This is a genomic window from Psychrobacter sp. P11G3 (genome assembly GCF_001435845.1).
Taxonomy (GTDB): Bacteria; Pseudomonadota; Gammaproteobacteria; order Pseudomonadales; family Moraxellaceae; genus Psychrobacter.
Map to the genome: position 1 here is coordinate 1,415,824 of NZ_CM003596.1, position 19,710 is coordinate 1,435,533.

Genomic DNA, 19,710 nt, shown 5'->3' on the forward strand with positions numbered 1-19,710 from the left:
TGCTGTTTAGTCAGTGAGGTAACTTGACCTAACAACTCATAAAGAACGGTCATTATTAAGTATAAAAAACTAAGCACAAAAAAACAGCTACCTTCTGAAAGATAGCTGTTCGTTATTTATAAAGTTATTTACTACTGGTAATTAGTTGATACTGACCAACTTCAAACTTGGTTTATTTTGCAATATCAAAGCGATCTGCATTCATAACCTTGTTCCAAGCACGGACGAAGTCACGAATGAATTTCTCTAAGTTATCATCTTGCGCGTATAGCTCAGCATAAGCACGTAATATAGAGTTAGAGCCAAATACCAAATCTACACGGCTTGCTTGCCATTTGACGTTTCCTGTACCACGCTCACGTACTTCGTAGCTATTAGCAGTATTGTCGGCTGCTTTTACAGGGTGCCATGTGTAATTCATGTCTGTTAAATTGACAAAGAAGTCGTTAGTAAGCACGCCAGCACGTTCAGTAAAGACGCCATGTTGGCTCTGACCGTGGTTGGTATCAAGGACTCGCATACCACCAAGCAATACGACCATCTCAGGCGCTGTCAATCCCATTAGCTGCGTGCGATCAAGTAGCATCTCTTCTGGTGATACCGCATAGTCGCCCTGAATCCAGTTACGATAGCCATCATGTAGCGGCTCTAAATCAGCGAAAGATTCAGCGTCAGTCATTTCAGCGTCAGCATCACCGCGACCTGGATTAAACGGTACAGTAATATCTACGCCTGCATCGTTTGCTGCTTGTTCAATAGCAGTGTTACCAGCCAATACAATAAGGTCTGCTAAGCTAACGTCTTTATCAAAGCCAGACTGAATGCTGGTCAATGTCTCAAGCACACGTTGTAGCTGTTCTGGCTCGTTGCCTGCCCAGTCTTTTTGTGGGGCTAAACGGATACGTGCACCATTTGCACCGCCGCGATAGTCCGAAGCGCGGAACGTACGAGCGCTGTCCCATGCTGTAATGATCAACTCACGACGACTAATGTCACTGTCTAAAATCTGTGCTTTTAACGTTGCAATATCATCAGCAGTCAGATCCGCGTTACCTGTAGGAATAGGGTCTTGCCATACAAAGTCTTCGCTTGGTACATCAGCACCTAAGTAACGAGATTTTGGTCCCAAATCGCGGTGAGTCAGTTTGAACCACGCTCTAGCAAATACTTCATCAAAGTATTCTGGGTTGTTATGGAACTTCTCTGAAATCTCACGATAGATAGGATCTTTGCTCAATGCCATATCTGCATCAGTCATGATTGGGTTACGACGGACACTTGGATCATGAGCATCTAACGGACGATCTTCTTCTTTGATATCAGTTGGTTCCCACTGCCATGCGCCGGCTGGACTTTTGGTCAGTGCCCATTCATGGTTTAATAGTAGCTCGAAATAACCATGGTCCCACTGGGTCGGATTGGTGGTCCATGCGCCTTCGATGCCACTCGAAACGGTATCACCTGCATTACCACGACCTTTAGGATTGCGCCAGCCTAGACCTTGCTCTTTAATGTCAGCGGCTTCTGGCTCGTCTTCTAGTATCGTCGCATCACCATTACCATGACATTTACCAACGGTATGTCCACCAGCGGTTAGAGCGACAGTCTCTTCATCGTTCATTGACATACGAGCAAAGGTAGTACGCATATCTTGAGCGGTCTTTAGTGGGTCAGGGTTACCATCGACACCTTCAGGGTTGACATAAATCAAGCCCATTTGTACTGCTGCTAGTGGGTTTTCTAGTGACGCGCGGTCTTCGTCGCTGTCATAACGGTTTTTGGTAGCGGCTAACCATTCGCGCTCAGAACCCCAGTAGATGTCTTTTTCTGGATGCCAAATATCAGCTCGGCCACCGGCAAATCCTAGAGTTTTGAAGCCCATAGATTCATAAGCCATGTTACCTGCCAAAATCATCAAATCGGCCCATGACAATTTATTGCCGTATTTTTTCTTGACTGGCCACAATAGACGACGTGCTTTATCAAGGTTGACGTTGTCAGGCCAGCTGTTCAATGGTGCAAAGCGTTGGTTACCAGTATTAGAGCCGCCGCGACCATCAGCACCGCGATACGTACCAGCTGAATGCCAAGCCATACGAATCATCAAGCCGCCATAGTGACCCCAATCCGCTGGCCACCATTCTTGCGACTCAGTCATTAGGTTCTTCAGGTCAGTTTTGACCGCTTCTAGATCTAGCTGTTTAAAAGCTTCAGCATAATCAAAGTCTTCACCCATTGGGTCAGTCTTTTTGTCTTGCTGGTGCAATATGTCTAAGTTCAGGGCGTTTGGCCACCAATCTGTCGCAGCAGATGCAGTGGTAGTATGTGCCTGATGCATAACAGGGCAGCCACCCATGCTAGGACGCTGAGGCTCATGCGAGTTATCAACGTTTTCACTATGGATCGTTGGACCTTGACCGTCACCCTGATCATAGGTTGTGTTAGTAGGCGCATTATTATTGTTGCTTTCGTGATCTACAGGACAACGAGCAGCATCTGGGGTAGTGTTTTTGTCAGTGGTGTTATTGGTTGAGTCGGACATGGTATAACTCCTAGGCTATGATAATAGAAAGAACAAACCGTGAATCTCGGTAGTCGTTGTTTATGTACAAAGCATAACTAAGCTGAGTAGATTTATAAAACTAATATATAAGAATTATAAGTTTTAAATTACCAATCATAAAAGACTTGATGTTTTGTTTATCTAAATCTTCATTAACGCCTATAATTATCATCGTCAGTTAAGAGTAAACCAAGAGTGTGCACCTAACCAATCAAGCCTGCGTCAATTTTACTACTACCTTTATATTACCTATAAATAACGTCATTGTCAGACATCTTTCAAAACAGAAATGAGCAATAAAAAAGAGAGCTAAGATAACCTTGGTAAAACACTGCGGTTTTTTGCGTTACGATTAAGAAATGTAAGCGATTGCATATGGCCTGCAATCGCTAAGTTAATGCAAAAACATCTAGTCAAGATAAAGGTTCTCAAGTACCATAACTGGATTTTGTTGTAACGATAATATTAGTGCAACGTAGAGCAATTTTTATCGATCCTTTTGTGTATAACTGATTCTAAAGATTGATAAAAATTGTGCGCGGTTGTGTTCTTTGTCTGAATTGTTGGTGAGTTATTATGTCTGCTGTCAAATCTGTACCGCCCAATCAACCAATTGCCAAAAAGTCATGGGGCGAGGCTACAAAAGCTTATCTCGATCCTCGTGTCATTATTATGCTGTTTTTGGGGTTCTCAGCGGGTATACCTATTCTGCTGATTTTCTCAAGTCTATCGCTATGGCTGAGAGAAGCAGGCATTGATCGTAGTGTCGTCACTATGTTCAGCTGGGCAGCATTGGGTTATTCGTTCAAATTTATTTGGGCGCCATTGATTGATGCGCTCCCTGTACCGTTTTTGACCAAGTGGCTAGGGCGTCGTCGTAGTTGGATGGTGGTATCACAGCTGCTTATCGTGCTGGCAATCTTTTTAATGGCAAGGGTAAATCCTGTTAGCGAAGATGTCTTGGTTTATATGGCAGGCGCGGCCGTGCTGCTTGGGTTCTCTTCTGCGACGCAAGATATCGTGATTGATGCGTACCGTATTGAGCTTGCACCGCCGTCTATGCAGTCTATTCTGTCCTCTATTTATGTGTCAGGCTACCGTATCGGTATGATTGTCGCAGGGGCAGGCGCGTTATATTTGGCTGATTATTTCGGCTCAAATGAGACGTTTTATAGTTATGAAGCATGGCGTAATACTTACTACATCATGGCAGGAGTCATGACTTTAGGGGTATTAACGACGTTTGCCAGTTATGAGCCAACCGCTGAGACCCTGCAAGGTAAAAAGCAAAAGGGTAACTTAAAAGTATTCCTAATTTATTCTGCGCTGCTGCTTATCCCAGGCCTACTGTTCGGTGTTATTTACCTGATTAATATTTTGATCAATACAGTATTTAATAGCACAGTGGCCTTGATACCACTAATGGTAATGCCAGCGATTAAATTTTACTTTTTAGCATTGGTCGCGTTCGCGCCATTATTATTACTGTACTTTATTATCAATCAACCAAAAATCATTAACAAAGCCCCGTTGGTCGCTGAAACTCGTGAAGACTACGTCAGACTGGTAGCGTTGTTTGTATTTTCAGTGATTGCTTTTATCGCTGTTTACATATTGATGGGACAAGTCTTACCGGAGTTCGAAGGCGCTTTTTCTAGCTTCTTTGTAGAAACCTTGCACTTATTAGTAAGCCTAGGCGCGGCGATGGCAGCAGGTTATGCACTGGTACAAGTAGGACTGGTGAAAAAAGAAGTGGCCATGGCAACATGGATCGAGCCTGTTTTAGATTTTTTCCGACGTTATGGCAAAAAAGCCCTGCTGCTATTGGCATTGATTGGTCTATACCGTATCTCAGATATCGTCGCAGGCGTGATCTCCAACGTCTTTTATCAAGACATGGGCTTTAGCAAAACAGATATCGCCAATGCCGTAAAACTGGTCGGTGTGATTATGGCAATTGCAGGTGGCTTCTTGGGCGGGATTTTGGCTCAACGTTTCCGTATCATGCATGCCATGATGATTGGTGCAATTTTAGCGTGTGCGACTAACCTGTTGTTTGTGGTATTGACATATAACCCAGGTAGCCTGCCAATCATGTATATGGCAGTGATATTTGATAACTTGGCTGCAGGCCTTGCGAGTGCTGTATTCATCGCTTTCTTATCAGCACTAACCTCGATTCGCTTTACTGCTGTACAGTATGCGATTTTTTCCTCATTGATGACCCTGATACCCAAAGTGATGGGTGGTTATTCTGGTGCTATCGTCGATAATATGGGTTATCCGTTTTTCTTTATCTTTACCTTTGCTATTGGTATTCCAATTCTGGCACTGATTTACTTTGTCGATAGACATATTGTCATTGGTGATAACGATGATATTTATGGCGATGACAATAATGATGGCAGCGGTGGCAATGGGGTAGGTGACAAACTGAGCAAAACCAATCCAAACCTGACCGATACTAAAGAGCCGCCACGCGCGACAGAGTAGGCTAAGCAGCATTTTACCTTTATAAATTTACTGTTTTTTAAGAGTTATCTATGACCGTATCAACCATTCGTCAAATCAAGCAGCAGATTCAACAACTGACGAATGGTGAGTCAGATAATCGGTTACCGTCATTTTGGTTCACGGACTGGTTGTTGCACGTTATTGATAAGCCTGCGATAGCGTTGATGACTGATGAAGATTATCAGCTCACTGATAGTGAGGTCGCACGTTTCAATGACGGTGTGGTAAAAATGCAGCAAGGCATACCACTTGCGTACCTGACTGGGCAGCAGGAGTTTTGGTCGCTGAGCTTTAAGGTAAACGAGCATACTTTGATTCCTCGGCCCGATACCGAAGTACTGGTTGAGCAAGTATTGAACTGGATAAACGCTCAGCCAGCGCAACTTAGTGATAAGCGATTGCTAGACTTGGGGACAGGGTCAGGTTGTATCGCCATTAGTCTTGCCCATGAATTAAAACACGCTAATTGGCAAATCGTGGCGGTTGATTTATCGTCAGAGGCGCTTAAAGTTGCTCAGCAAAATGCCGTGAGCAATAATGTTGCTAATGTTGAGTTTGTCCAAAGCAGTTGGTATCAAACGTTACCTACTAACGATGAGCCGCAGTTTGACGTGATTGTGTCAAACCCTCCGTATATTGACGAGACAGACGAGCATTTGGCAGGTCTAACAGCTGAACCGATTAGTGCCTTGAGTGCGCCCAATCAAGGTCTAGCTGATATCGAGCATATCGTTCAGCAAGCGACGACATATCTCTGTACAGGTGGGTTATTAGCTATTGAACATGGCTATGATCAAGGTGATGCGGTTCGGCAGCTGTTTCTAGACAATGGGTTTGAATCAGTACATACCATGAAAGATTACGGTAATAATGATCGTGTCACGCTAGGGCAAGTCAAATAGATGGTTTTTCGATAGTAGATTTCTTTGATTATAGGTTGTAGATGAATATGGTAGAAGAGCTGGTACAGCTATCAGATGACGAGCTGCTCCGTTATGCTCGGCAAGTTTTATTAGACGGTTGGGATATGGACGCTCAGCTGCGATTAAAGACAGCACATGTGGTCATAATAGGGGCAGGCGGCCTTGGTTGTCCTGCGTCTGAGACATTGGTACGTGCTGGGGTAAGTTATGTCCATCTGATTGATGATGACGAGATTGAAGCAAGCAACTTACAACGGCAGACGCTGTTTTTGCCAGAAGATGTTGGTCAGTCTAAAGCACTGACTGCAGCGCACATGTTAGAGCGCATCAATCCTTTGATAAAGGCTCGCGGCACAGTCGCACGATTAGATGAAGACAACGCTTATGAATTGCTCGATATAGCAGCCGGCAAGCCTGACTTACTCTTAGACTGTACGGATAATTTTGCGACTCGTGACGTCATCAATCGTATTAGTGTACGCTATCAGATTCCTCTATTGTCTGCGTCGGCAATTGCGATGCAAGGGCAGTTAGCACTGTTCGAACCTCAGCTCGATACTGGTTGCTATCATTGCGTGTTTGGCTCCGTAGTGCTCGACGAAGCCGCTGATGAACGTACGTGTGCCAATTCTGGTGTGCTGGCCAGTACTACTGCCGTCATGGGCAATTTGCAAGCCAATACTGCACTGCAATATTTAGGATTAACCAAAAATCCACTGACAAACAAACTGCTCATATGGGATGGTAGTCAGATGCAGCAGCGGCTGATGGGGTATCGAAAAGACCCGCAGTGTCCTGTCTGTAGCAGTCCTATAGTCAACTCTCTATAAATTGGATACGGTGTCAGGCTTGCTTAGTCTACGACTTGTAGTACTTTCACTCGCCTTCCTTGTATCCAAATTATATTGAATCCACTATAACTGAGTAATCTGATTTTAACGCATTTTTATATTGTATTGCCTATCTTCAAACCTCCTTCTTATTACCATAGTTGTTTTTTATGAAAATTCATCGTCCGCATTTATTAAAGCACACTTTTAATGTCATGAACCGTGTTCGCCAAACAGCGAGCGTGGCAGGTCTGTCTGCGCTAAGAGTGGCAAAAGGTGAGAAACCTGACGCGATGCTACTCAAAGAAACCTTTGAGCAGTTAGGCACAACTTATATCAAAATCGGTCAATTTATCGCCAGTACACCGTCGCTGTTTCCACGTGATTATGTTAAGGCTTTCCAGAGCTGCTTGGATCAAACCACGCCATTGTCTTATGCTTATATCGAGCAAGTGCTAAGAGAGGAGCTGGCGACTAATGGCATGACGCTTGATGATACGTTTGCGCATATTGACTCAGAGCCATTAGCCTCAGCTTCTATCGCTCAAGTGCATGCAGCACGATTGCACAATGGTGATGAAGTGGTGCTAAAGGTACAAAAGCCTGGCGTCGAGACCATCATGCAGACCGATTTGGGTGTATTGCATGGTGTGACTAAGCTACTTGAAATACTGATGCCATCGATGAAATTTGCGAGTATTGCACCGATTATTGACGAGATTCGTCTGCGTATGCTTGCCGAGACTGACTTTATCGCTGAAGCGCAGAACATCCGCGATTTTCAGCAGTTCTTAGCGGTATCAGGTAATACTCGTGTCGTTGCACCAACTGTCTATGAAGAGCTGACTACCAAGCGTGTTCTAACGATGAGCCGTCTCTATGGCGTCTCTATGGTTGATGAGTCACTCATGCGTCAATACTGTGCAGATCCTGCTCAAGTTATGGCAGATACTTTAAATACATGGTTTGCCAGTCTTATGCTGTGCAATAGTTTCCATGCTGATCTGCATGCTGGCAATTTAATGCTATTGACTGATGGCCGTATTGGCTTTTTGGATTTTGGTATTGTCGGTAAACTAAAAGCTGAGAGCTGGCGCGCATGTATGGGCATGATGCAAGCCATGCAAGACAGTGACTATCAAGCCATGGCGCGCCATATGATTGATATGGAAATGACACATGGTGGCAATAAAGTTGATGTGACTGCACTGGGGAATGACTTGCAACGCATGATGACAACCATCATGGCAGAAGATAAGACCTTTACTAGTGGTGTACCGTTTAATAGTAAAGAACAAGCCGATGAGCTTAATAAAATGATGCTTGAGATTGTCGAAGTTGGTAAACGTCATGGCATCCATTTCCCACGTGACTTTGCTCTATTGACCAAACAGATGTTGTATTTTGATCGGTTTATGCGTACGCTAGCTCCAGATATGGATATGTTTAGCGATCAGCGGGTACAAATGCTAGGACAGGATACGGTAGAGACGCCAACGTTAGACGTATTATAGTTTTCGCTAATAAATTTATGCTGGCCTAATATATCTAATAACTTTTCTATTTCTGCGTTTATTTATTACTGCTTTTGACTGTCTAACACAAAGGATTGTGTGCTAATTACCACAAAAATGGCGCTGTCATGATGACTGCTTTTAAAAGCCGTATGGTCCCGACGATTACCAACGAAGCTGCCATTGCCTGTATCGGTATGTACTGCATGGCAGTCGTTATGGGTTATGGCCGCTTTCTGTTTACCGCCACCTTACCTGATATTATGGTGCAATTGTCGCTATCAACGACGATCGCAGGCTGGCTGGCATCAATCAATTATATCGGTTACTTTATTGGCGCTCTTATCGCCATGTTTGTGCCTCAGCGCTCGACATGGCAAGCGCTGACGCTGTGGGCGATTATCAGTGTTGTCACCACGATGCTACTCGTCATACCAAATATGTCGCTCATACTATGGTATATCATTCGCTTAATCGCAGGCATTGCAAGTGGCGTGGCGATGATTCTAAGCTCATCGTTTGTCATTCAAAACCTTAGCCCTGAGCGCCGTTCTGTATTGTCAGCAGTCCATTATGCAGGTATTGGCGTCGGCATTAGCGCCTCTGCCATCGTGACATGGTGGCTATTAAAACTAGGCTATCACTTCGATGTAATTTGGCTGGTCGCAGGTGTCACCAGTTTGCCGCTTGTATGGCTACTGTATGCGATAAAGCCAAGACAAGTACGGGCTGTTGATTCACAGCAGATTGATGCCAAACAACACGTGTCAATGCATCAGGCCTATTTAAACTTTAAACGCGCCTTATATGAAGCAATTTCTGGACATCATAAAGCGCTTGCTTTGCTTTTTGTCAGCTACGTACTGGCAGGGTTTGGTTATATTAGCTCAGCAACTTTTTTACCCGTTATGGCAGCACAACGTCTAACAACACAGACGTATGCTGGACTCATGATTTGGTTGGTCGTTGGTATTTTTGCGATGTTGTCAAACCCCCTATGGGGCGCGCTTGCCAAACGTATCGGTGAGATAAAAACCTTAATGGGGCTGACGGTATTGCAAGCATTTGGGATGTGCTTGCCAATATGGTTTGATGGTGCACTTGGATTATATGGCAACGCTGCGATTTTAGGATTGACCTTCGTCGGTATGGTATCGATGACTCTAACGCTATTTAAAAATATCAATCCTGCCTATTCTAATTTACTGATTGCTCTAGCGACGTTGGCTTATGCATTGGGGCAGTTTTTAGGACCCTTGGTAACAGTGGCACTGGCAGGGCAAGATAGTAATTTCAATGCAGGCTTACTTGTCGCTGCTATTGGATTAATGATTGGATTTGTACTATTGGTATGGTTTCGTCGACAGTCGACAACGACCGCATAGATCGTCTAAACCACGCTACGGCTAAATACTTCTCGTAATTCAAAACTGGTATGAACTTGAGCCACGCCTTCGATACGATTGAGACGATGTAATAAAAACTCTTCGTAATGTGTCATATCACGTACTCTGACCTTAATTAGATAGTCTTCGGTGCGACCTGTGACAATACTACAGCTGATGACTTCTTCAAAGCTCTGAACCTTGCGTTCAAACTGCTCAAAACGTTCTGCTGTATGACGATCCATACTAATAGCGATAAACACGGCCAGTGGATAGCCAAGTTTTTGCGCATCGGTTTTGGTATGGTAGCCAGTGATTATGTTTGCATCTTCTAAGCGCTTTATACGACGTGCGCAAGGGGTGGCAGACAGGTTGACGCGTTCAGCGAGTTCAGTAATGCTCATACGCGCCTGTGTTTGCAGTAAGCGTAGCAACTGTCTATCTATCTCGTCTATATCTGCAGTCCCTGTACTATCAATATGATTGTCTGGCATTTCTCAAGCCTTAATAGTGAATTTATTCGATTATAATGTCTAAATTGTGTTTTTCCACTAAAATAACAGAAAATAAAGTAAAAGAAAGCAGGTTTCTCTCTGCTAAACTTTGATATTATTATGGTATGAACACTAGTTATCTCGTATGATAAATACTGATCTAATCAACAGCTAATCGCCTAGCTAAATATATAAATAACCATATCATCTAAGGATTGATTATGTCTGACCAAGCCACGCACACCGCAGCCACAGGGACTGCAAAGATCACACCAAAAAGTGCCGCTTTTGACTTCCGTAAATACCGTCCATTTGCATTTGCGCCATCGCTGCCAGATCGTACTTGGCCAAGCAAAACGATTGAGAAGTCACCGATATGGGCAAGTGTGGATCTGCGTGATGGTAACCAAGCACTGATTGATCCGATGACCATTGAACAAAAAATGCGCTTTTTTAAGACCTTAGTAGATGTTGGTTTTAAAGAGATTGAGATTGGTTTTCCATCAGCGGCGCAGGTAGAGTTTGACTTTGCGCGTAAGCTTATTGAAGAAAACCACGTACCTGAAGATGTAACGCTACAAGTATTGGTACAAGCGCGCGAGCATTTGATTGCCCGTACTTTCGAATCATTGAAAGGTGCTAAACGTGCGGTTGTCCATGTCTATAACTCAACCAGCCGTGTACAACGTGAAAAAGTCTATGGCAAAGATAAAGCTGAAATCAAAGAGATTGCTATTGCAGGTGCCAAGCTATTACAAGAATATGCAGCAAAGTACCCTGAGACAGATTGGGTATTTCAGTACTCGCCAGAGAGCTTTAGCCAGACAGAGACTGAATATGCCGTAGAGGTTTGCGATGCAGTGTGTGAGGTGTGGCAACCACAGCAGGGTCAGGAAGTTATTTTTAATTTGCCAGCGACGGTTGAGGCTTCTATGCCCAATGTCTTTGCTGATCAAGTAGAATATTTCTGCCGCAATCTAGCGCAGCGTGAGCATGTGATTGTGAGCTTGCATACCCATAATGACCGTGGCTGTGCGGTAGCAGCAGCTGAATTGGGCGTGCTTGCAGGTGCGGATCGTATCGAAGGCACATTGCTTGGTAACGGTGAGCGTACAGGCAACATGGATATCATGGTCATGGCCATGAACTTATTTAGCCAAGGTATCGATCCTGAGCTTGATTTTAGCAATATGAGCGAAATCGTACAGGTGGTGAGCGAATGCAATAACCTACCATTGCACCCACGTCATCCTTATGTAGGCGAGTTGGTCTTCACGGCATTTAGTGGCTCACATCAAGATGCTATCAAAAAATCTCTTGATTACAATGAAAGCAATCAGAGCGAAACGGATAATGTCTGGGACGTGGCTTATCTACCCATCGATCCTGCGCATATTGGCCGTAGCTACCAAGATGTGGTACGTATCAATAGCCAGTCGGGCAAAGGCGGTGTCGCATATATCTTGCAGCGTAATTACGGTTTCAACTTACCACGTTGGATGCAGATTGACTTTAGCCGTGTGGTACAAAAGCAAGCTGAAGCAGCGGCACGAGAATTGCAGAATGATGAAATCTTGCAGACCTTTGAAGATACTTACTTGCAGCAGGGTAAGTTTGAACTACTAGACTATAGCGTCAACAATAAAGGCGGCGCGGTTTACTTTAGTGGTCAGGTGCAGATGAATAGCGATACCATTGATATTGATGGCACGGGTAACGGCCCATTATCATCGTTTATTGACGGACTTGCACAGCATACGGGCAAATCACTACATATTATTAACTATGCAGAGCATGCGATTAACCCGCATCATAACAGCGGTAATGGTATCGATGATGATACCAATAGTGATAACAAAACCAATGCCAACGCTGCCGCTTATATACAGCTTAATGTTGATGGTGAGGTGTATTCAGGCATCGGTACTTGCAGCAGTACGGTGTCAGCCATGCTAAAAGGGGCGTTATCAGCCTTTGCTCAAGCGCTAAATACAGAAGCTGCTTAGTGTCAAGTAGTCATTAATATCACGCAAAATCCTGTATGCTAATAACGCCATCGCTTCTTGTCTCTAGCAAGTAAAGCGATGGCGTTATTTTTTGCTATAAATACCTGCGCCATTTCAACTATAGATTTATGAGCAATAGCATAATGTTACTTGTGTTTTTAGTGTCTAAGACTTACGCTAATGTATATATTAAAATATTATAAATAAAAGGTTAATTATGGAACCTATTTCATTTGCTTCATTCACGCTAGCATCTATTTTGGCTTCGTTGCCTGCGAACGGTGAGGCTACCAAGCCGACCATTACCACTCATATTAGTCCAGCCATCGCTGGACAGTGGGAAATAGACTTGGACAGCAGCGCTCATTCTACTCAGGCCATGATGACCAAGGAAGCGGAAGCTAACCAGTCGGCAAATACTGCGCAACAGCCTAGCAATGTAGAGCCTAAAGTGATGACAGGTATGGACGGCGGCGTCCTGACTCAAAGTGAAGAGCGGGTTCTAAACATTCAACCAACTACTAGTAAAAACTTACTTGCGTCAGTTGGTCAGTTTAACCAGTGCCGCGAGCTATATAACTTTAGTGCGGATAATGAGATGTGGTCTGTCAGTGGCAAAGAGTGGACATACGGCCGCTATCTGGTCACCCACCGTGAAGAAGGGCTGCCAGTTATTGCGATCAAGACCGTTTATGATAATAATGAAGTAGATTGCTCAGGCAATCAGATCGACCAGACTGATGAAGCATTAATTGCATTTATCAATCATGATGGCAACCAGATGCAATGGTGCGCTGATCCTGATGGTAACGAATGCTTTATGAACTTCAATAGAGTGTTGCCATAATTAGATATGCTCGTTGTACTTTATGTATGATTGACAGCTTATTGATGACATAAAAAAACCGCTATATTAATAGCGGTTTTTTATGTGCTGTTTTAATTAAACTTAGCGAATTCTATAAGTATTTTAGCCTACGAGTCTTTTTTGGCTTTATTCGCAGTCAGCAGCTCTCTTTCGAGATAGTGAATATTTTGCGCTTCACGAGTAAAGTTATCATCCGCCAAAATCACATCACGATGCAAAGGAATATTGGTTTTGATACCTTCGATAATCAGCTCATCAAGGGCATGTACTGTCTTAGCAATAGCTTGCTGACGAGTTTGACCGTGACAGATCAATTTGCCAATTAATGAATCATAATAGGTCGGTATCTCATAGCCAGGGTATAGATGCGAGTCAAAGCGAATACCAGAACCACTTGGCGTAAACAGTTGGCTGATAGTGCCCGGGCAGGGTACAAACGTCGCTGCATCTTCGGCATTGATACGACATTCGATCGCATGACCTTGGATCTCAATCTCGCTTTGGCGATAAGACAGACCGTAACCAGCTGCGATTTTGAGCTGCTCGACGACAACATCAATACCAGTAATCATCTCAGTCACTGGATGCTCAACCTGTACACGAGTGTTCATTTCAATAAAGAAAAACTCGTTATTTTCAAACAGGAACTCAAACGTACCAGCACCGCGATATTTAACAAGCTCACAAGCTTTTACGCACGCCTTTAAGATTGGCTCACGTACATCATCTGGGATGTCAGGTGCAGGTGCTTCTTCTAGGACTTTTTGATGGCGACGCTGCAATGAGCAATCACGATCATATAGATGGATAGCATTACCATTACCATCGCCTAGTACCTGTACTTCTACGTGGCGCGGGTTTTGTAGATATCGCTCCATATAGACAGTGTCGTCACCGAACCATAGCTCAGCTTCTTGTTTGGCCGCTTGTACTTGACCAATTAGTTCGTCAAAGCGTTCAACCACACGCATACCACGTCCACCGCCGCCAGAAGCCGCTTTAATCAATAGTGGGAAGCCAATATTGCGTGCTTGCTCTTCAGCATTGTGCAAGGTCACAGCGCCAACTGAACCAGGTACAGTTGGTACGCCAGCTTTTTTCATGGCGTTAATGGCAGAAACTTTGTTGCCCATAAGGCGAATATGATCAGCATTAGGACCAACGAAGGTCAATCCTGCTTCTTCTACTTGTTCAGCAAATTCGGCATTCTCAGACAAAAAGCCATAACCGGGATGGATAGCATCTGCACCAGTGATTTCAGCAGCGGTTAAGATGGTATTGATATCAAGGTAGCTTTGGTTAGCATTAGGCTTGCCAATACAAATTGCCTCATCAACAAAGCGCAAGTGCATCAAGTTGGCATCAGCAGTAGAGTAGACACCTACTGTTTCGATACCTAGCGCTTTACAAGCGCGGACGATGCGCAGGGCAATTTCACCTCTGTTGGCAATGAGCAATTTTTTTATCATGGGTTCATCCTTGTCGAAGCGTCAGTCATTGACTGAGTTTCGATACATAGCATCATTTTGTTTAGCATTGACGCGGTATATATACCAAAAGTCAGCCATAATGAAATAAAGTATGGCAAATATCGTTACGCTTTATAGCGTATGACAGGTTGACCGAACTGTACGACTTCAGAGTTATCTACCAAGATTTCGTCAACAATACCACTTTGAGTCGCTTCAAGCGGGTTCATGATTTTCATGGCTTCGATGATACCTAAAGTATCGCCTGCCTGAACCTTTTGACCGACTTTTACAAATGGTGGGTCATTAGGGCTTGGTGCTGAATAGAAAACACCAACCATTGGCGAAGACTCAACGCTACCCGCTTTTTCTGCAGGTTTGCCTTCAACAGCGGCAGCAGGAGCAGCGCTCGCAGCTGGGGCAGCCATCATAGTTGGTGCAGGCACGTCATAGTGACGAGTTAAGCTAATATGCTCGTCGTCAGAACTGATTTCTAAATTAACCAGTTCACTTTCTTCCATAAGGGCGATGAGGGTGCGTATTTTTTCAATATCCATAGTTTTTATCTGGCCTTGTACTAAATTCGAGAAATAGTGTAACTAAATATTGTCTAATTAATTGCTAATGATACCTAGATTCAGGGCAATGAGCAATCAATGTACAGTTGTTAACTGAGAATTTTTACATATTTTGACGTAAGCCATCTTTTTAGCAAGAAAATATCCACGATTTTTCATAGTCTGTATGATCAAATGACGCTAATAATGATTATAAAATTCAATCCATAAGCAATTTGCTTAACCCCATAGCACAGTTAAGCGTTTTTGCTGATAGCGTAGACGCAAAGTAAGTAAAATAGATGATAAGAATAAACCTGTAATCAACGCCATCCAAAACCCTTGTGCACCAACGTCAGTGAAACGCACTAAATAGACGCCAAGTGGTAGGGCCACTAACCAATAGCAGAAGAGCGTTACCCACATCGGTATGGTGGTGTCTTGCATGCCGCGCAATATACCAGCGACGTTAACCTGCCAGCCATCAAATAACTGATAGGCGAGTGCAAAGATAAGCAAATGCATAGACTGGGCTCTGACCTCTGGGTTATCCGTGAATGCTGCTGCCAGTTCTGGTCTGAATAGCCATATCCCAACCATACAGGTCAAAGCGATCAATACCGTCCATACCAGTCCGGTAGCTTGCACTTGGCGCAGTGCTAATAGGTTTTTTTGACCAAATCGATTGGAGACCATGATAGTGAGCGCCATGGCAACAGATATCGGTATCATAAATAGCTGTGAGGTCACTGACAGCGCCACTTGATGCGATGCTGTTGCCAGCTCTCCTAATGGACTGATAACGAGTGCGCCTAAGCTAAATAAACTGGCTTCAAAGAAGATAGAGATGCCAATAGGAATACCAAGTTTCAACAGCTTTTTAATCTGTGTACGATTGGGGCTAGAGAAGCCATAAAAAAATCGCGTACTTACAAATTCGCGACGTTTCGTGAAGCTAGTATAGGCTGCAAGCAATAGGACATTTATCCATAAGACCAATGCTGTCGCCACCCCGCAGCCTGCACCGCCCATTTCTGGCATCCCAAATAACCCATGAATAAAAATATAGTTCAAAGGAATATCTGCGAGTAGGCCAATGATACTAATGACAGTCACAGGCTCAGGACGACCCAATGCCTCACAATAACTGCGCAGGACGGCATATACAGCGAGCGCTGGGAAACCAAATGAGACACCATGTAAATACTGTGTCGCTATCGGCTGAATGTTTTCTGGGACACCCATAATGCCAAGGACATTGGGAGCCAAATTGACAATGATAAAACCGATAATGCCAATGACACCTGCGGTCCATAAGGACTGCTGCGTGATATGCGGTACTTGCCCGTGTTGGTCTTGACCAATCGCTTCACCAATCAGAGGCGTGGTTGCGATAAGCACACCTGTGGCCAATAAAAACAGCGGCAGCCAAATACCAGAGCCAACGGCTACCGCAGCCAAATCAAGCGCCGAAACTTGACCTGCCATGATGGCATCGACCACGCCAAGTGCGGCTTGGCAAAACTGAGTAATTAAGATAGGGAGGGCAAGTACGCCTAAACGTAAGCTATAGCTTTTAAAATCTTTGAAAGACAATGGAAAAACCATGGTAAGCAACTTTTTATTCTTTGCGGTAATTGTTATTAAGGTAGTTATTTTTAATAAACAAACACTGCTATCAATCGACTAAGGTTGACGCAGCGAGGAGAGTAGTGCCGACGATAATACTCCGATAAATAATATGAGCAAGCTTATAATGTTGCATGAATAGATAGGCAGAGTATGAAAATAAAAGTAAAGACACTAAAATAAAAATAACCCGTCGATCCAAGTAGTGGATTGACAGGTCATATACATAGTAAGATGGTAAAGAAGCCACACTATGATGTCAACGCTTTAGCACCGCTATGTAAGTATTAATCTTAGGTTTTTTGTACTCTATTTTATAGTTGATGGACAACAGCCAATAGCCAATAGCTCAGAGATGATTTAATAAGTTTACTCCGGCAACAACTCAAGTGTCTCCACCATGTCCATAATTGCTCGCCAATGTTTGGGCTCTAATGGAATCACTGTTAATTGCTGACAGCCTTTTCTAAGTAATAAAGAATCTTCCAAAGTTGGCAAGAATTTTAACTCTGATAGTGGCAACACCTCTGTAAAAGCTTGCTCAAAAGCAAGATCAACCATATACCAACGAGGTGCATCTTCGGTCGCAATAGGATCATAATGACGATGCTCAGGGTGAAACTGAGTAGGATCAGGATACCCTGCTGTAGTAACTGTCATAATACCAGCGACTCCAGACGGCTTGGCGCTAGAGTGATAAAAGAATACCTTGTCGCCAACTTTCATATCATCACGCATAAAGTTACGTGCGCGGTAGTTGCGAACGCCGTCCCAACCGTCGGTGCCCAGGCGCTGCAAGTCTTCAATACCAAAAAATTTAGGGTTGGATTTCATTAACCAATACGCCATATATTTGTCCTTTGATCTTTTATTTATTTTTCAATTTGTTCTTAAAATTATCAGAGTTAGTTTCTATTGACTCACTCTCAAACCCGTTTTTAATATTTTCTGTTCTTAGTAGAGGCTGTTTTTAACAGACCCTCTATATACTGCCCATAAGTTGCCATGGTGAATAGGACGTTTCTACGTGTTTTTGTTAATAGTTTTATGATAGATAGGCTTTTCTTTATCTCATCTAGTCGCTATCCTAGCGTTACTTTTGATATCGATCATCATTGCTCACTACAAAATAAGTTTATTTATGCCCAAAGTGAATACAGACAGTATGCCAAACGAACTAAATACGTTAAGTCTTACTGAACCAACAATGGATACTATCGAGGTCGATGTGACTGACATTCCATTGTCTCTTTACATACACATTCCGTGGTGTGTGAAGAAGTGTCCTTATTGCGATTTTAATTCGCATGAGCTACCGATAGACAGTGAGCTATCCATGTATGAGGAATACGTCGATGCATTACTGTTAGATGCCGCAATGCAGCAACCTTTAACTCAGGGCCGAAAAATTGGTTCGATATTTATCGGTGGTGGTACGCCGTCTTTGTTACCCATTGCTCAGTATCAGCGATTGTTCTCTGGGTTACGTACATGTTTTGAATTTGCAGAAGACATCGAAGTGACGATGGAAGCCAATCCCGGCACACTTGAGCATGCACCATTTGCTCAGTATTTAGAGGTTGGTATCAATCGTTTGTCTATCGGCGTACAGAGCTTTGCCGCTGATAAGCTAAAGGTACTGGGGCGTATCCATGATCCTGTACAAGCGTTATCAGCAATTCGCGCTGCCAAAGCGGCTGGATTTGCACGGGTCAACGTCGACCTGATGCACGGTCTACCGCAGCAAACCATGAATGAAGCGCTAGAAGATATCCAAATGGCGCATGATGCTGGCGCAACGCACATCTCTTGGTATCAACTGACTATTGAGCCAAATACCGTGTTTTACCGTAGCCAGCCTATTTTACCCGATGAAGACAATTTGGCAGATATTGAACAAGCAGGTCAGTCGTTATTACAGCAATTAGGCTATCGCAATTATGAGGTGTCTGCGTGGGCAGGCGAGTCAGATAAACCATGTCGTCATAATATCAACTATTGGCAGTTTGGCGATTATCTAGCCATTGGCGCTGGGGCACATGGTAAAGTGACGATTGGTCGTAACGATAGCAATGGTAGTAACTCGTCAGACGTAAAAGATAAAATGGAAGATGACTTGTTAGTAGTGTCAGGTATCTATCGCTTTAGCAAATCGCGTTTGCCAAAAGATTATGTAGTAATAAATCCAGATACCACGAAGATGTCTGAGATACGCCAAATCATACCAAAAATGGTTGGCTGGCAAGCGATTGATCAAGAAGAGTTAGTGAGCGAGTTTATGCTAAATGCACTGCGCTTACATGGCGGCGTCGCTTGGTCACTGTTTGAAGAGAGAACTGGATTAACCCTTGATAGTATTGCTGAACAAGTAAACAGTTTGGTCAAACAAGGATTGTTGGTAGATAGTGATACGCAGTTGCAACCGACCGTATTAGGACAGCGTTATCTCAATCAGATATTACGCGCGTTTTTATAAAAGCTTGCTTGAGCGATTGTTTAATAACAGCGAAGTAAGAACACAAAAAAGGCTTATCAAATGAATGATAAGCCCTTTTGAAAATCTAAAAAAAGCAGACCTTAGATTTTGTTTTGTACTTCTTGTGCGCCGCCAGTTACAGCATCACCAGCGCTTGATACGTCTTGGCCAAAGCCTTTGAACGTGTTGCAACCAGTTAGAACGAACATAGCAGTTAAAGATGCGATGATTACTTTTTTCATAATAGTATCCTCAAAGATAAATGAATGGTTATAAATAACAACAGTGACGCTAAGCATCGTGCTTAAGCTTCACTGAAGGGGTATTGGATGAGACAGTCATACATAAATGCTATCGCGTTATCCATTACAGACATCATAGTGAAAGTTAAAAACGCTGCACAGTATCAAAATGTAATTATTGGCAGTAAACTGTAACTTTCGATTACCTACCGCTCATAAATTTAAATAATAGAGCGCTGA

At 43.5% G+C, this 19,710-nt stretch carries 15 protein-coding genes; 8 read left to right on the forward strand and 7 right to left on the reverse strand.

Annotation, left to right across the window (positions count from 1 at the left end; all coding sequences use genetic code 11):
• Positions 1-172: 172 nt before the first annotated feature.
• Positions 173-2,356 carry a catalase/peroxidase HPI gene (katG, locus tag AK824_RS05820; RefSeq protein ID WP_057762436.1) on the reverse strand — a complete coding sequence of 728 codons (2,184 nt, stop codon included), beginning with the start codon at positions 2,354-2,356 and terminating at the stop codon, positions 173-175.
• A 783-nt stretch (positions 2,357-3,139) separates the two neighbouring features.
• Between katG and AK824_RS05825 the strand changes: the two genes are divergently transcribed.
• The 5 genes from AK824_RS05825 to AK824_RS05845 all read left to right on the forward strand — a co-directional run bounded on the left by AK824_RS05825 (position 3,140) and on the right by AK824_RS05845 (position 9,729).
• On the forward strand, positions 3,140-5,056 hold the full coding sequence (locus AK824_RS05825; RefSeq protein ID WP_057759669.1) for an AmpG family muropeptide MFS transporter: 1,917 nt from the start codon (positions 3,140-3,142) through the stop codon (positions 5,054-5,056).
• Between the two features lie 50 nt (positions 5,057-5,106).
• Positions 5,107-5,979 (forward strand): peptide chain release factor N(5)-glutamine methyltransferase, encoded by an 873-nt coding sequence (gene prmC, locus AK824_RS05830; protein ID WP_057759672.1) that lies wholly within the window; start codon positions 5,107-5,109, stop codon positions 5,977-5,979.
• 47 nt (positions 5,980-6,026) lie between these two features.
• Positions 6,027-6,830, forward strand: coding sequence for a HesA/MoeB/ThiF family protein (locus AK824_RS05835; RefSeq protein ID WP_413772215.1), 804 nt, complete (start codon positions 6,027-6,029; stop codon positions 6,828-6,830).
• 170 nt (positions 6,831-7,000) lie between these two features.
• Positions 7,001-8,344 (forward strand): ABC1 kinase family protein, encoded by a 1,344-nt coding sequence (locus AK824_RS05840; RefSeq protein WP_057759678.1) that lies wholly within the window; start codon positions 7,001-7,003, stop codon positions 8,342-8,344.
• A gap of 128 nt (positions 8,345-8,472) precedes the next feature.
• Entirely contained in the window at positions 8,473-9,729 is a 1,257-nt protein-coding gene (locus AK824_RS05845) for a YbfB/YjiJ family MFS transporter (RefSeq protein ID WP_057759681.1), read from the forward strand.
• A 5-nt stretch (positions 9,730-9,734) separates the two neighbouring features.
• Here the strand turns inward: AK824_RS05845 and AK824_RS05850 are convergent, their stop codons facing one another.
• Entirely contained in the window at positions 9,735-10,223 is a 489-nt protein-coding gene (locus tag AK824_RS05850; RefSeq protein WP_057759684.1) for an Lrp/AsnC family transcriptional regulator, read from the reverse strand.
• 221 nt (positions 10,224-10,444) lie between these two features.
• Between AK824_RS05850 and leuA the strand changes: the two genes are divergently transcribed.
• Both leuA and AK824_RS05860 read left to right on the forward strand, forming a co-directional pair.
• On the forward strand, positions 10,445-12,229 hold the full coding sequence (gene leuA, locus AK824_RS05855) for a 2-isopropylmalate synthase (protein WP_057759686.1): 1,785 nt from the start codon (positions 10,445-10,447) through the stop codon (positions 12,227-12,229).
• A gap of 217 nt (positions 12,230-12,446) precedes the next feature.
• Positions 12,447-13,076, forward strand: coding sequence for a hypothetical protein (locus AK824_RS05860; protein ID WP_057759689.1), 630 nt, complete (start codon positions 12,447-12,449; stop codon positions 13,074-13,076).
• Between the two features lie 128 nt (positions 13,077-13,204).
• Here AK824_RS05860 and accC read toward each other — a convergent pair whose 3' ends face one another.
• The 4 genes from accC to AK824_RS05880 all read right to left on the reverse strand — a co-directional run bounded on the left by accC (position 13,205) and on the right by AK824_RS05880 (position 17,601).
• Complete coding sequence (accC, locus tag AK824_RS05865; RefSeq protein ID WP_057759692.1) at positions 13,205-14,566, reverse strand: acetyl-CoA carboxylase biotin carboxylase subunit; 1,362 nt, start codon at positions 14,564-14,566, stop codon at positions 13,205-13,207.
• Positions 14,567-14,691: 125 nt separating this feature from the next.
• Positions 14,692-15,123: an acetyl-CoA carboxylase biotin carboxyl carrier protein gene (gene accB, locus AK824_RS05870; RefSeq protein ID WP_057759695.1), complete on the reverse strand. Its 432-nt coding sequence runs from the start codon at positions 15,121-15,123 to the stop codon at positions 14,692-14,694.
• A gap of 240 nt (positions 15,124-15,363) precedes the next feature.
• A complete protein-coding gene (locus tag AK824_RS05875) occupies positions 15,364-16,731 on the reverse strand; it encodes an MATE family efflux transporter (protein ID WP_057759699.1) in 1,368 nt (455 codons plus the stop codon).
• Positions 16,732-17,121: 390 nt separating this feature from the next.
• The gene (locus AK824_RS05880; RefSeq protein WP_057759702.1) at positions 17,122-17,601 is read right to left on the reverse strand and encodes an EVE domain-containing protein; all 480 of its coding nucleotides are present in this window, start codon (positions 17,599-17,601) and stop codon (positions 17,122-17,124) included.
• A gap of 358 nt (positions 17,602-17,959) precedes the next feature.
• On the opposite strand from AK824_RS05880, the gene hemW reads away from it, so the two are divergent.
• Positions 17,960-19,228: a radical SAM family heme chaperone HemW gene (hemW, locus tag AK824_RS05885; protein WP_057762438.1), complete on the forward strand. Its 1,269-nt coding sequence runs from the start codon at positions 17,960-17,962 to the stop codon at positions 19,226-19,228.
• A 101-nt stretch (positions 19,229-19,329) separates the two neighbouring features.
• Here the strand turns inward: hemW and AK824_RS05890 are convergent, their stop codons facing one another.
• A complete protein-coding gene (locus AK824_RS05890; protein WP_057759705.1) occupies positions 19,330-19,470 on the reverse strand; it encodes an entericidin A/B family lipoprotein in 141 nt (46 codons plus the stop codon).
• Positions 19,471-19,710: the final 240 nt, after the last annotated feature.